The 11,218-nt window shown below is 73.6% G+C and carries 13 protein-coding genes; 9 read left to right on the top strand and 4 right to left on the bottom strand.

Annotated elements, in window-relative coordinates; translation table 11 throughout:
* The first annotated feature begins 112 nt into the window (after positions 1–112).
* The 4 genes from ABZ924_RS30595 to ABZ924_RS30610 all read left to right on the top strand — a co-directional run bounded on the left by ABZ924_RS30595 (position 113) and on the right by ABZ924_RS30610 (position 3,005).
* On the top strand, positions 113–1,060 hold the full coding sequence (locus tag ABZ924_RS30595; RefSeq protein WP_361916835.1) for a hypothetical protein: 948 nt from the start codon (positions 113–115) through the stop codon (positions 1,058–1,060).
* A 216-nt stretch (positions 1,061–1,276) separates the two neighbouring features.
* On the top strand, positions 1,277–2,008 hold the full coding sequence (locus ABZ924_RS30600) for a lysophospholipid acyltransferase family protein (RefSeq protein WP_361916838.1): 732 nt from the start codon (positions 1,277–1,279) through the stop codon (positions 2,006–2,008).
* A gap of 71 nt (positions 2,009–2,079) precedes the next feature.
* The gene (locus tag ABZ924_RS30605; protein WP_361916841.1) at positions 2,080–2,454 is read left to right on the top strand and encodes a hypothetical protein; all 375 of its coding nucleotides are present in this window, start codon (positions 2,080–2,082) and stop codon (positions 2,452–2,454) included.
* 203 nt (positions 2,455–2,657) lie between these two features.
* Positions 2,658–3,005: a metalloregulator ArsR/SmtB family transcription factor gene (locus ABZ924_RS30610; protein WP_361916844.1), complete on the top strand. Its 348-nt coding sequence runs from the start codon at positions 2,658–2,660 to the stop codon at positions 3,003–3,005.
* 42 nt (positions 3,006–3,047) lie between these two features.
* Here ABZ924_RS30610 and ABZ924_RS30615 read toward each other — a convergent pair whose 3' ends face one another.
* Entirely contained in the window at positions 3,048–3,464 is a 417-nt protein-coding gene (locus ABZ924_RS30615) for a MerR family transcriptional regulator (RefSeq protein WP_361916847.1), read from the bottom strand.
* Between the two features lie 126 nt (positions 3,465–3,590).
* On the opposite strand from ABZ924_RS30615, the gene ABZ924_RS30620 reads away from it, so the two are divergent.
* The 3 genes from ABZ924_RS30620 (at position 3,591) to ABZ924_RS30630 (ending at position 6,981) form a co-directional block, all read left to right on the top strand.
* Positions 3,591–4,706, top strand: a complete 1,116-nt coding sequence (locus ABZ924_RS30620; RefSeq protein WP_361916850.1) for an alkene reductase — start codon at positions 3,591–3,593, stop codon at positions 4,704–4,706.
* A 306-nt stretch (positions 4,707–5,012) separates the two neighbouring features.
* Positions 5,013–6,251 (top strand): sensor histidine kinase, encoded by a 1,239-nt coding sequence (locus ABZ924_RS30625; protein WP_361916853.1) that lies wholly within the window; start codon positions 5,013–5,015, stop codon positions 6,249–6,251.
* A 46-nt stretch (positions 6,252–6,297) separates the two neighbouring features.
* A complete protein-coding gene (locus ABZ924_RS30630) occupies positions 6,298–6,981 on the top strand; it encodes a response regulator transcription factor (protein ID WP_361916856.1) in 684 nt (227 codons plus the stop codon).
* 38 nt (positions 6,982–7,019) lie between these two features.
* Here the strand turns inward: ABZ924_RS30630 and ABZ924_RS30635 are convergent, their stop codons facing one another.
* Entirely contained in the window at positions 7,020–7,427 is a 408-nt protein-coding gene (locus ABZ924_RS30635; protein ID WP_361916859.1) for a DUF3224 domain-containing protein, read from the bottom strand.
* Between the two features lie 177 nt (positions 7,428–7,604).
* On the opposite strand from ABZ924_RS30635, the gene ABZ924_RS30640 reads away from it, so the two are divergent.
* On the top strand, positions 7,605–8,438 hold the full coding sequence (locus ABZ924_RS30640) for a DUF4389 domain-containing protein (protein WP_361916862.1): 834 nt from the start codon (positions 7,605–7,607) through the stop codon (positions 8,436–8,438).
* A gap of 9 nt (positions 8,439–8,447) precedes the next feature.
* On the opposite strand, the gene ABZ924_RS30645 is transcribed toward ABZ924_RS30640, so the two are convergent.
* Positions 8,448–9,350 carry an alpha/beta hydrolase gene (locus ABZ924_RS30645; protein WP_361916865.1) on the bottom strand — a complete coding sequence of 301 codons (903 nt, stop codon included), beginning with the start codon at positions 9,348–9,350 and terminating at the stop codon, positions 8,448–8,450.
* A gap of 128 nt (positions 9,351–9,478) precedes the next feature.
* On the opposite strand from ABZ924_RS30645, the gene dapE reads away from it, so the two are divergent.
* A complete protein-coding gene (dapE, locus tag ABZ924_RS30650) occupies positions 9,479–10,567 on the top strand; it encodes a succinyl-diaminopimelate desuccinylase (protein ID WP_361916868.1) in 1,089 nt (362 codons plus the stop codon).
* 15 nt (positions 10,568–10,582) lie between these two features.
* Here the strand turns inward: dapE and ABZ924_RS30655 are convergent, their stop codons facing one another.
* Positions 10,583–10,861: a hypothetical protein gene (locus ABZ924_RS30655; protein ID WP_361916871.1), complete on the bottom strand. Its 279-nt coding sequence runs from the start codon at positions 10,859–10,861 to the stop codon at positions 10,583–10,585.
* Positions 10,862–11,218 lie beyond the last annotated feature (357 nt).

Raw genomic sequence — 11,218 nt, forward strand, 5'->3', positions numbered from 1 at the left:
GTGGAACGGAACGGAACGGGCCATACGAACGCGCCGGAGTATCACCCGTCAACCCATTTCGGTGCGGCGGGTCGAGGCGGCGTCGGCCGGCCCGCGGGCCGATGGTGTGGGTGTGGACATGGACGTGGACGCGGTGATCACCGAGCTGTACGGGCTCCGGCCGGCGGAGTTCATCGAGGCGAGGGACCGCCACGCGGCCCGGGCCAAGCGTGCGAAGGACGCCGAGGCCGCGCGCAGGATCGGCCGGCTGCGCAAGCCCACGCTCGCGCTGTGGGCGGTCAACCTCCTCGCCCGCTCCGCACCCGACGAGGCACGGGCGCTGCTGGACCTGGGCGCCCGCCTGCGCACCGCCCACCGGAAGCTCGACGGCCGGCAACTGCGGGCCCTGTCCGAGGAACGGAACAAGGCCGTCGCCGAGCTCACCCGGAGAGCCGCCGAACTGGCGGACGCCTCGGGGGACCGGCTCGGCGAGGGGGCGCTGCGCGAGGTCGGGCAGATCCTGCACGGCCTCCTCGCCGACGAGGAGGCCGGCGAGGCATGGGCCGCGGGCCGGCTGGCGGCGCCCCCGCAGCTGCGGTTCGGTTTCGAGGGCCTGGAGCCCGACCCGGAGGCACTCGCCACCACACCCCGCCCAGCACCACCTCCACCCTCCCCGGCCGCACCTCCCTCGCCCTCACCACCTCCACCACCGCCCCCACCACCGCCCCCGCCCTCCCCGCCGACACGGGACCGCGTGGCCGAACAACGGGCGCGCAAGCACGAAGCGCGTCTCCGGGAGGCCCGGGCCGCCGCAGCGGCAGCGGAGGAAGAGCGGGACGGCGCCCGGACCGCCCTGACCGCGGCCGCCGCCTCGCTCGCCCGGGCCACGGCCGAGGCGGCGTCCCTCCGCGAGGAACTGACGGCCCTCCGGCGGCGCCTGGAGGCCGCCGAGGAAGCAGCGGATGCGGCGAAGACCCGACACCGCAGCACCGAGGAGGCCTTGCGCAAGGCCGACCGGGCGGCCCGGACGGCCACGCGCCGCCTGCACGCCGCAGAACAGGCAGCCGGGCCGCCGGGCTGACGGCCGCCGGGCCGACGGCCGCCGGGCTGACGGCCGCCCGGCACCGACCACCCCCCGTACCCGACCGGCGGGGCGACCTGAGTGCCAGGGGGCGCATCCCGCCCCCACCTGTGGGTACGTCACCCGCCCGACCTGAGTAGCACCGCTCAGGCCGGCCCGCGCCCCCGAGCCGACGATGGGGAACACGCCGCAGTCGACCACGGGGGACCGAACCACATGCTCAGCCGCCTCTCCCACGCCCTGGTGCCCGCGTTCGGGCGCCTGGGCGTGACCACCGACCCCGGAGCCGCCTTCCCCCCGGGCAGCATCATCGCCGCCAACCACACCTCCCTCGCCGACCCCGCCGTCGTCCTCGCCGCCCTGCGGCGGCTCGGCGTCGAGCCGGTCGTCATGGCCGCCGCCGGCCTGTGGCGGATCCCGTTCCTCGGGAGCCGACTCGCCCGGGAGGGCCACGTACCCGTCCACCGCGGGTCGCGGCACGCCGCGGACGCCCTCGACCACGCGGCGGCCGCGCTCGGGGAGGGGCGGCTGGTCCTCATGTACGCCGAAGGGGGCATCCCGTTGCGTACGGACGCCGCCGAAGCCGCGCCCGGCGCCTTCCGCAGCGGGCTCGCCCGGCTCGCCGAGCGCACCGGCGCCCCCGTCGTCCCGCTGGGCCAGGCCGGTGCCCGCCGCATCACCTCGGGCGGCGCGGCCAAGCAGCTCGCGGGCCTGGCCACCGCCCCCCTGCGCCGCCCGGCCCTGCACGTCCACGTCGGGGCACCGATCGGCCTCGCCGGCGACACGGCCGCGCGCACGGAGCAGGCGCACCGGGCCGTCACGCACGCCTGGCGGGCGGCCGCGGCCCGCCTCGACGAGCCCGCGGCCCTCACCGCACCCGGTCCGGCCGAAGCATTCGATGTGCATTGCTTTTCAGCCGATTTCCCCGATCCGTCCGTACGGCGGTGAGAGATCGGTAGCGTCCCGGTACGGAAGATCCGGTGCCGGAAACGGCAGAAAGCTGTATCGGAGGTACGACCATGGCCAACGTGGAAGTGTCGCTGAAGGAAGCGATGACCTCGATCGAAGGGGTGCTGGGAGTGGCGCTGGTGGACTACGCCAGCGGGATGGCCCTGGGCACGCTCGGCGGTGGCAAGGACCTGGACCTGATGGTCGCCGCGGCGGGCAACACCGATGTGATCCGGGCCAAGAACCGCACCATGGAGATGCTGGGCCTCAAGGACGAGATCGAGGACCTGCTGATCACGCTCGGGAGCCAGTACCACCTGATCCGTCTCCTGCGCAATCGCGGTGCCGGCGGCCTGTTCCTGTACCTCGTACTGGACAAGGGCAAGTCGAACCTGGCCATGGCCCGCCACCAGCTGCGCCGCATCGAAGCGGACCTCGAGGTCTAGGCATCGCGTCGTCCTGACGGCCCCCGCACGCCCATGAGTTGAAGATTTCTTCAACTCGACACATCCAAAACCGGTCAACTGTGTGTGCGTGCGGGCCGGCAGGACGCGACGATGTACCGCGAGCGTGAAGCCGTCCCGGGGGCGGGGACGAACGGGCGGACGCAGGCAGACGTCCGAGGAGCAGCAGAGCGGGAGTCGTGGGAATGCAGGTACCGCTGTACCAGGCCAAGGCGGAGTTCTTCCGGATGCTCGGCCATCCGGTCCGCATCCGCGTGCTGGAACTCCTCCAGGACGGCCCCAAGCCCGTCCGGAGCCTGCTCGCCGAGATCGACGTCGAGGCGTCGAACCTCTCCCAGCAGCTTGCCGTCCTGCGACGCTCGGGCATCGTGGTGTCCACCCGCGAGGGCTCCACCGTCACCTACGCCCTCGCCGGCGGGGACGTCGCCGACCTGCTGCGGGCGGCGCGCCGCATCCTGACGGAGATGCTGGCCGGGCGCAACGAACTGCTCGCCGAACTGCGCCAGGTCGAGCCCGCTCCCACCCGCAGCTGAAGCGGCCGGCCAGGCCGCGGTGCGTACGGGGACCGATCAGGGTCAGGATCCGGTGGCGGTGGCGTTGCCCGTGGCACGGGAGGGGGCGGGGGAGGCGCCGATGCCCTCCGAGGCGGCGTCGATGACCTCGTCCAGGACGTCGCGCGAGAGGGCGAGCTCGGCGATCAGACGGTCGATGCGCCGGCGTTCCACGACCAGTTCGCTGACCAGCTGCTGCGTGGCGAACTCGTTCGGGCCGCCGTCCGAGTCCCGCATGCAGGGGAGCAGCTGCCCGATCTTCTTGCTGCTCAACCCCGCCGCGTACAGCGCCTGGATCCGGATGACCCGGTCGACCGCCCACTCCCCGAACTCCCGGTGGCCGCCGGGAGTGCGCTCGGAGCGCAGGATCCCCTGCTGCTCGTAGTAGCGCAGGGACCGCTCGCTCACACCGCTGCGCCGGGCCAGCTCACCGATCCGCACCGCCACCCCCGTTTGCTCGTCCCGCCCGGTCCGCCGGTCCGCGGTCCGCCGATCCGCTCCGTCCTGGTCCGTGGACGCGGTCCGGGCCTTGAACCTGACACTGATGTCACTTCCTACCGTACCGGCATGACGAACACCCAGGTCGACACCGACCTCTTCAAGCCCGCCCGCCTCGGCCCCCTCCAGCTGCCCAACCGCCTGGTCATGGCACCGCTGACCCGCAACCGTGCCGGAGCCGACGGCGTTCCGGGACCGCTCATGGCCACCTACTACACGCAGCGCGCCTCCGCAGGCCTGATCATCGCCGAGGCCGCCGCTCCGAACGCCGTCGGAAAGGCGTACCCCGACATCCCGGCGATCCACAGCGCGGAGCACGTGGCCGGATGGCGGCGCGTCACGGAGGCCGTACGGGCGGCCGGGGGCCGGATGTTCCTGCAACTGGAGCACGGCGGCCGGATCGGTCACCCCGACACGAGCGGTCTCGTACCCATCGCGCCCTCGGCCGTCGCGCTGCCCGAGACCATCCACACGGTCGGCGGCCGAAAGCCCTCCGTCGTGCCCCGCGCGATGACCCTCGAGGACATCCGGTCCACGGTCGCCGACTACGCCTCTGCGGCCCGCAACGCCATCGCGGCCGGTTTCGAGGGGGTCGAGGTGCACGCGGCGAACGGGTACCTCCCGCACCAGTTCCTGGCCCAGGGGACCAACCGCCGCGACGATGCCTACGGCGGGCCCGTCGCCCACCGCATCCGGTTCACGGTCGAGGTGGTCCGCGCCGTCGCCGACGCCATCGGCCCCGACCGCGTGGGCCTGCGCATCTCCCCCGGGAACACGGTCAACGGCATCGAGGAGGGCGACACCGACCGCATCTACCCGGCGCTCGTCGAGGCGCTCGCCGACACCGGCCTCGCCTACCTCCACCTCGTCTTCGCCGACCCGGACCAGCCCCTCTTCCACCGCATACGCCGGGCCTGGCCGGGCACCCTGATCGCCAACCCGGCACTGGGATGGGGGAAGGACCTGCCCGCCGACGGCGGCCGCGCCGCGGGCGAACGGCTCCTGGCGGCAGGCGCCGACCTGATCGCCCTCGGCCGCGCCTTCCTGGCCAACCCCGACCTCGTCGCACGGCTGCGCCTCGGCGCACCGCTGAACCCGGTGCGCGACCGGTACATGATGTACACGGGCGGCGAAACCGGATACACCGACTACCCCACGCTGGAGCTGTCGGGGAGCCGGAGTTAGCCGGGCCCGAAGCCGGCCGGCACCGAAGCCCGCAGGTGGCAGCCGAGCCCGCGGGTGGTACCGGAGCCCGCAGGTGGTACCGGAGCCCGCAGGTGGCACCGGCCGGCACCGGAGCCGGCCGGGGCCGGTGCCCTACGGCGAGGGTTTACCCCGGCCGTGCGGCTACCGCCGCCGTACTCAACCGGTGGGCGGATGCGGCGGCGGTCCGTCCCTCCTACCGTTTCCGGGGTCCACACCCCACCCCCAACCCCCTGGGCAGGGAACCTCATTGGCCACGGCGCGGCACCGGGCGGCTAGGCTGCGGCGATGCAGCTCCGCCCCCTTTCCGGCCGCATCGCCAACGTCGTCATCGGGATCGCGATGACGGCGCTGGCCCTGCTGCTCGGGCGGGATTCGGCCACGCAGGGCTGGCCGCCGCTGGACCCGACGGGCTACGCACTCATCGTCCTGGTCAACCTGCCGGCACTGGTCCGCACACGCTTCCCGGTCGCCGTGTTCGCGGTCACCCAGACCGGGTTCGTGGTCTACGTGTGCCTGGGCTACTGGCCCGTGGTCAACTCGCTGGCCACCCTCCTCGCCACCTTCACCCTCGCCTCGCTGCGTCCCGCCCGCATCTCCGCGCCCGGAGCCGTCATCACCGGCCTGACCTGGCTCGGCGCCGGCCTCCTGGACGAGGTGCGCGGCGACCACGGCTCCCTGGCGGCCGCCGCCGGCCAGGCCGTCGTCTTCCCCGCCGTGCTGTGGTGGTTCGGGACGCTCGCCCGCAAGACCACCGAGCTGACCCGGGAACTGGCAGCCGAGCAGGAGCAGCGCGCCCTCAGGGAGATCGCCGCCGAACGCAGCCGCATCGCCCGCGAGCTCCACGACGTGGTCGCCCACCACATGGCCGTGATCTCCGTACAGGCGGGACTGGCCCGGTTCGTCTTCGACAGCGACCCGGCCACCGCGCGCGGCGCCCTGGACACCATCGCCGACACCGGTGCGGAAGCCCTCGACGAGATGCGCCGCATGCTCGCCCTCCTGCGCGAGAGCGACGAACCCGGCGCCCCCGAACGCCCCATGCCCGGCCTGCAGCGGCTCGCCGACCTCCTCGCACGCGTCCGCGCCGGCGGCACGCCGGTGGAACTCACCGTCCGCGGCACGGCGCGCCCCCTCGGACCCGGAGCGGACCTGTGCGCCTACCGCGTGATCCAGGAGTCGCTCACGAACGTCCTCAAGCACGCCCCGGGAGCGGCCGCCCGTATCGACGTCCACTACGAACCCAAGGCGCTGACGGTCGAGATCACCGACGACGGCGAGGGAGCAGTTCCGGCCGGAGTTCCGGCCGGAAGCGGACACGGCTTGATCGGCATGCGCGAGCGCGCCAAGCTGTACGGCGGACGGGTCGACACCGGCCCGCGCGAGGACGGCCGGGGCTTCGCCGTACGGCTCACCCTGCCCCTGTCGGCGCGCTCCGGCGCACCGTCCGCCGCGGATCGCCGCGACGGGGCCGACGGCGTCGGCCCGGGCGGCGGCCGGCTCCCTCCGAGCGGACCGGAGGGCTGAGTCCCCGCCCCCGTACCACCGCGCACCGCCCCCAGGAGGCCCCCGCATGAGCCGCGCCATCAGCGTCCTCGTCGTCGACGACCAGTTCCTCATCCGGGCGGGCCTGGTCGGCCTTCTCAAGGCCGCACCCGGCACCACGGTCGTGGGGGAGGCCGCGGACGGCGAGGAGGCCGTGGAGCTCGCCGCGCGGCTGCGCCCCGACGTGATCCTGATGGACGTGCGCATGCCCGGCACCAACGGCATCACGGCCACCGCCCGCATCCTCGCCGAGGCCGGGGACCCCCCGCCGCGGATCCTGGTCCTGACCACCTTCGACCTCGACGAGTACGTGTACGGGGCGCTGCGCGCCGGCGCGTCGGGTTTCCTGCTGAAGGACTCGGGACCCGAACGGCTCCTGACGGCGGTGGCCGCGGTCGCCGGCGGGGACCACCTGTTCGCGCCGAGCGTGACCCGGCGGCTCGTCGAGGCCTTCGCCGACCGCGCCGGACCGGGCGGGGGCGAGCGGGAGGCACCCGTGCCCACCCTGGACGCGCTGACCGGCCGGGAGCGCGAGGTGCTGACGCTGACCGGCAGGGGCCTGTCGAACCAGGAGATCGCCGGCCGGCTGTACATCAGCGAGGCGACCGTCAAGACCCACCTCAACCGGGCCATGGGAAAGCTCGGCCTGGGCAGCCGGGCCCAGGCGGTGGTCGTCGCCTACGAGACGGGCCTGGTCGTCCCGGGCTCCTGAGCCGCGGCGACAGGCCCCCCGGTGCGGCCCGGCCCGCTTCAGCCGAGGTGGTAGTCGAACCAGATCCGATGGGTGCCGTCGGCCTCGACGGCCATTCCGCCGCCCCCGGCGATCCCGGCCAGCTCGCCCGTTCCGCTCGACGGCACGATGGTGAAGAACTCCGCCGTGCGGTCGCTGCCGCTCGTCGTCGCGGAGTGCACGAAGTTGAACGCACCCTCCCGGCCGTGCAGGGCCCCTTCGAACGACTCCATGGCCACGTACGTGCCGACGCCGGCCGCCTGGTCGTAGGCGGAGGTGAACAGGGTCGCCGAGCGCCCGGCGACCTCGCCCTCGAAGTGCTTCTCGATGGTCGCCACCCCGACCGGCAGCCCGGTGGTGACCTCCGGCTCGGGCTTCAGAGCGGTCGGAGTGAATGCTTTTACGGTGAAGGTGCCATCGGCTCTCATGCCGTGACGGTAACGGGAGGCACTGACAACGGGTCGTCGGCTGGGCGGGGCAACATGCCGCCCGGGTCCTTGGAGCGGCGGGCGCCGCGCGGTACGTATGCAGCACGTACGAACGGAACCCGACATTCCGGGAACCGGAGGCCGTGAGCATGAAGCAGCAGGAAGCAGGAGCGTCCCATGACCACTGGCTGGACCCCCCGCCCGCCCGATGCCGCGTACGGGCCCGCCGGCGAGCACCTGCCCGAGCTCGAGGTGCCCCCGCCGGGCCGGCAGCGGCGCTGGACGGTGCTGCTGCGCTGGCTGTTGCTGCTGCCGCAGCTGATCGTGGTGGCCGTGCTCGGCATCGCGGCGTTCTTCGTGACGATCGCGGGCTGGTTCGCCGCCCTGGTGCAGGGGCGGCTCCCGGAGGGCATCGCCCGCTTCCTCGGCGGGTTCCTGGCGTACGACACCCGGGTGTCGGCGAGCGCGATGCTGCTGGTGGACCAGTACCCGCCGTTCTCCTTCGACGCCCCCGGCCACCCGGTGCGGATCGAGCTCCGGCCGGGCGAGCTGAACCGGCTGGCGGTGCTGTTCCGGCTGGTCCTGCTGATCCCGGCGGCCATCGTCACCAGCCTCCTCCAGTACGGGTGGGCGGCCGTCTGCTGGGTGTTCTGGCTGATCGCGCTGGTGCTGGGGCGGATGCCGCAGCCGGTGTACGGGGCCGTGGCCGCGGTGGCGCGGTTCCGGATGCGGTACCTGGCGTACGTGATGATGCTGACCTCGGCCTACCCGAAGCGCCTGTTCGGCGACCCGGCCCCGGCCCCCGTCCCGGCCCCCGTCTCGGCCCAGGGCCTGCAGACCCCGCCGCCCGCCACGCCGGTGTCGGGCACCCGGCCGCTGCTGCTGAGCACCGGGGCGAAGGTCCTGGTGGTGCTCTTCCTCGTACTCGGCCTCGGAGTCGGCGGCCTCTCCTCCACGACCGGCACCACGGACGAGGACATGAACGAGCCCTCTTGGTCCGCCACGAGGTGAGCACCTGCCTCACCCGGTGTGCTGCAGCACCTCCCCGAGGGTCTGCGCGAACGCCTCCGGCTCGCCCTGCTGCCCGTACTCGCCCCCGAGGAAGCCGCCGTGGTGGCTGGGGAACAGCGTCACCCCGATGCCCAGGCCCGCGGCGACCCCGGCCGCCGCACGGGCGGGGAACCGGCCTTCCGACTCCTTGCCCGCCGCGACGACGATCCGCGTCCGCGCGGCCCGCAGGGCGGCGAAATCCGGCCGGTAGGCGGTGCAGCCGCGCATGTTCTGCCCGAGCAGCGGGTCCCCGCGCGAGCCGTCGTCCTCGGCCGGGAGCCCGAAGGCGGCCGGGTCAGGAGCGGGCTCGTCGCGCCAGTTCGCCGGGAAGGGACCCGTACGGCTCACCAAGGCGAGGAACTTGGCCATCGCCGGCCCCGTCCCGTCGCGCAGGTACGTCGCGTGGATGTCGGCGCACACCGCCAGCGCCACCTCCCGGTCGGGCAGGACCTGCGCGGTCGGCGGCTCGTGCGCGACGAGCGTGCGCACCAGGGCGGGGTGCCCGGCCACGAGCGCGAGGGCGTTGACGGCGCCCCCGCTGCTGGCGAACACGTCCACCGGCCCCACGCCCGCCGCCTCGATCACCCTCCGCAGATCCTCGGCGTGCTCCTCGGGCAGCGTCTCCGCCGCCCCGTCGGTCCGCACGCTGCGGCCCACGCCCCGCGGGTCGTACGTGATCACAGTGCGGTCGGTGAAGTGCGACGCGAGCGTGCCGAAGCCGGTGGCGTCCATCGGGGAACCGATCAGGAAGAGGGCGGGCGGCTGCGCAGCCGCACGTGCGCCGCCGGCGCCGTCCGGCACGGCGTCGAGGACGTCGTACGCGACCGTGGCGCCGGTCGATTCCACCCGGTGGGTCACGGACTTGCGGGTCATGCTGGTCTCCTTCGAGTGAGTGCTGTCGAAAGGGAAGACCGCCCCCACCACGAAAACTCATCGCTCGGCGGCAGAGAATTTTCCGGCCCGGCCGGGGCGGCCCGCCGGCTGCCCCTACCGTGTCGGCCATGGAGAGCACCGCGCGCCCGGGACTGGACCTCACCCTGGATGCGGCCGAGCTGACCGCCCGGCTCGTCGACATCCCCTCCGTGAGCGGCGACGAGGAGGTCCTCGCCGACGCCGTGGAGCTGGCCCTGCGCGCCCTGCCCCACCTCACGGTGGACCGCTACGGCAACAACGTCGTGGCCCGCACCCACCTCGGCCGCGCCGAGCGCGTCGTCCTCGCCGGCCACCTGGACACCGTCCCGATCGCCGACAACGTCCCCTCCCGCCTGGACGAGAACGGCGTGCTGTGGGGCTGCGGCACCACCGACATGAAGTCCGGCGTCGCCGTCCAGCTGCGCATCGCGGCCACCGTGCCCGAGCCCAACCGCGACCTCACCTTCGTCTTCTACGACCACGAGGAGGCCGGTCCCGGGCGCAACGGCCTCAGCAGGCTGATCGAAAGCCACCGGGACTGGCTTACCGCCGACTTCGCGGTCCTGCTGGAGCCCTCCAACGCCGAGGTGGAGGGCGGTTGCCAGGGCACGCTGCGCGTGCTGCTGCGTACCTCCGGCGAGCGCGCCCACTCCGCCCGCAGCTGGATGGGCTCCAACGCCATCCACGCCGCCGCCCCGATCCTGGCGAAGCTGGCCGCGTACGAGCCGCGCAAGCCCGTGATCGACGGCCTGGAATACCACGAGGGCCTCAACGCGGTCCGCATCGAGGGCGGCGTCGCCGACAACGTCATCCCTGACGGGTGCACCGTCACCGTCAACTTCCGCTATGCCCCCGACCGCAGCGAGGCCGAGGCCCTGGCCCACGTCCGTGCGGTCTTCGCGGACTGCGGGGTGGAGGAGTTCACGGTGGCCCACCACAACGCAGGCGCGCTGCCCGGCCTCTCCCACCCCGCGGCGGCCGCGTTCATGGACGCGGTCGGCGGGCGCGCGATGCCCAAGTTCGGCTGGACGGACGTCGCCCGCCTCAACGCCATCGGCATCCCGGCCGTCAACTACGGCCCGGGCGACGCCCTTCTGGCCCACAAGGTCGACGAACGCGTCCCCACCCGCACCATCCTCCACTGCGAACAACGCCTCCACACCTGGCTCACCCGGTAGCGACCGGCGGGAGCGTCAGCGGCGTATCTCCTCCATCAGGCGGAGGGTGCATGCCGTGTGGGGCGTGCCGGACCTCGGGAGGAACCAGAACGAGCCGTCCTCGTCGCGGGCCACGGTGCACGAGGTGCCCTTGAGGGAGTCGGGGCGGTGGCTCCTGGCCAGCTTGGCCAGTTCGACGAGGGCCTCGTTGCGTGTCCGGTCGCCGTTCAGGCGGCGCAGGATCTTGGTCTCCCGACGCGGGACTCCTGCGTCGGTGGTGGGCGTCCCGTCTTCGACGATCAACCAGATGGGCATCGGTCAGTCTCCTTTGTTCCGTGGTGAAGGGCTGCTCCCGGTGATCCCGCCGCGGCCCGTGCACGCCTGGCACACGCCGTCACCGCCGCAGTCCTGGCACCGGGGGCGGGTGAAGAAGCTGTCCTGCTCTCCGGTCCCGTCGCACCCGGCACACTCGCCGCTTCCTTCGCATGATGTGCATCGGGGCATGGCGCGGTCGGTCCTTCCGGGGCTGGGGGAGGGGGCGAGGCGGGGTGGTCGTGTCCCCCCGCCCCCGGTCGGGCCCGCTCGACGACCGTGGCGAAGGCCCGGATCAGCGGGTACAGGCCGCCGCGGGAGACGCGCGGCCCCGCACCGCGCAGCCGGGCCCGTACCGCC

Origin of the sequence: Streptomyces sp. NPDC046876, from assembly GCF_040645035.1 — a bacterium.
Lineage (GTDB): Bacteria > Actinomycetota > Actinomycetes > Streptomycetales > Streptomycetaceae > Streptomyces.

What these genes read in the sequence shown, in the direction of transcription:
- ABZ924_RS30610 (WP_361916844.1), top strand. Translation starts at nt 2,658, where the DNA reads ATGCAGGTACCGCTGTACCAGGCCAAGGCGGAGTTCTTCCGGATGCTC.
- ABZ924_RS30620 (WP_361916850.1), top strand. Translation starts at nt 3,591, where the DNA reads ATGACGAACACCCAGGTCGACACCGACCTCTTCAAGCCCGCCCGCCTC.
- ABZ924_RS30625 (WP_361916853.1), top strand. Translation starts at nt 5,013, where the DNA reads ATGCAGCTCCGCCCCCTTTCCGGCCGCATCGCCAACGTCGTCATCGGG.
- ABZ924_RS30600 (WP_361916838.1), top strand. Translation starts at nt 1,277, where the DNA reads ATGCTCAGCCGCCTCTCCCACGCCCTGGTGCCCGCGTTCGGGCGCCTG.
- ABZ924_RS30645 (WP_361916865.1), bottom strand. Translation starts at nt 9,350, where the DNA reads ATGACCCGCAAGTCCGTGACCCACCGGGTGGAATCGACCGGCGCCACG.
- ABZ924_RS30630 (WP_361916856.1), top strand. Translation starts at nt 6,298, where the DNA reads ATGAGCCGCGCCATCAGCGTCCTCGTCGTCGACGACCAGTTCCTCATC.
- ABZ924_RS30640 (WP_361916862.1), top strand. Translation starts at nt 7,605, where the DNA reads ATGACCACTGGCTGGACCCCCCGCCCGCCCGATGCCGCGTACGGGCCC.
- ABZ924_RS30635 (WP_361916859.1), bottom strand. Translation starts at nt 7,427, where the DNA reads ATGAGAGCCGATGGCACCTTCACCGTAAAAGCATTCACTCCGACCGCT.
- dapE (WP_361916868.1), top strand. Translation starts at nt 9,479, where the DNA reads ATGGAGAGCACCGCGCGCCCGGGACTGGACCTCACCCTGGATGCGGCC.
- ABZ924_RS30605 (WP_361916841.1), top strand. Translation starts at nt 2,080, where the DNA reads ATGGCCAACGTGGAAGTGTCGCTGAAGGAAGCGATGACCTCGATCGAA.
- ABZ924_RS30655 (WP_361916871.1), bottom strand. Translation starts at nt 10,861, where the DNA reads ATGCCCATCTGGTTGATCGTCGAAGACGGGACGCCCACCACCGACGCA.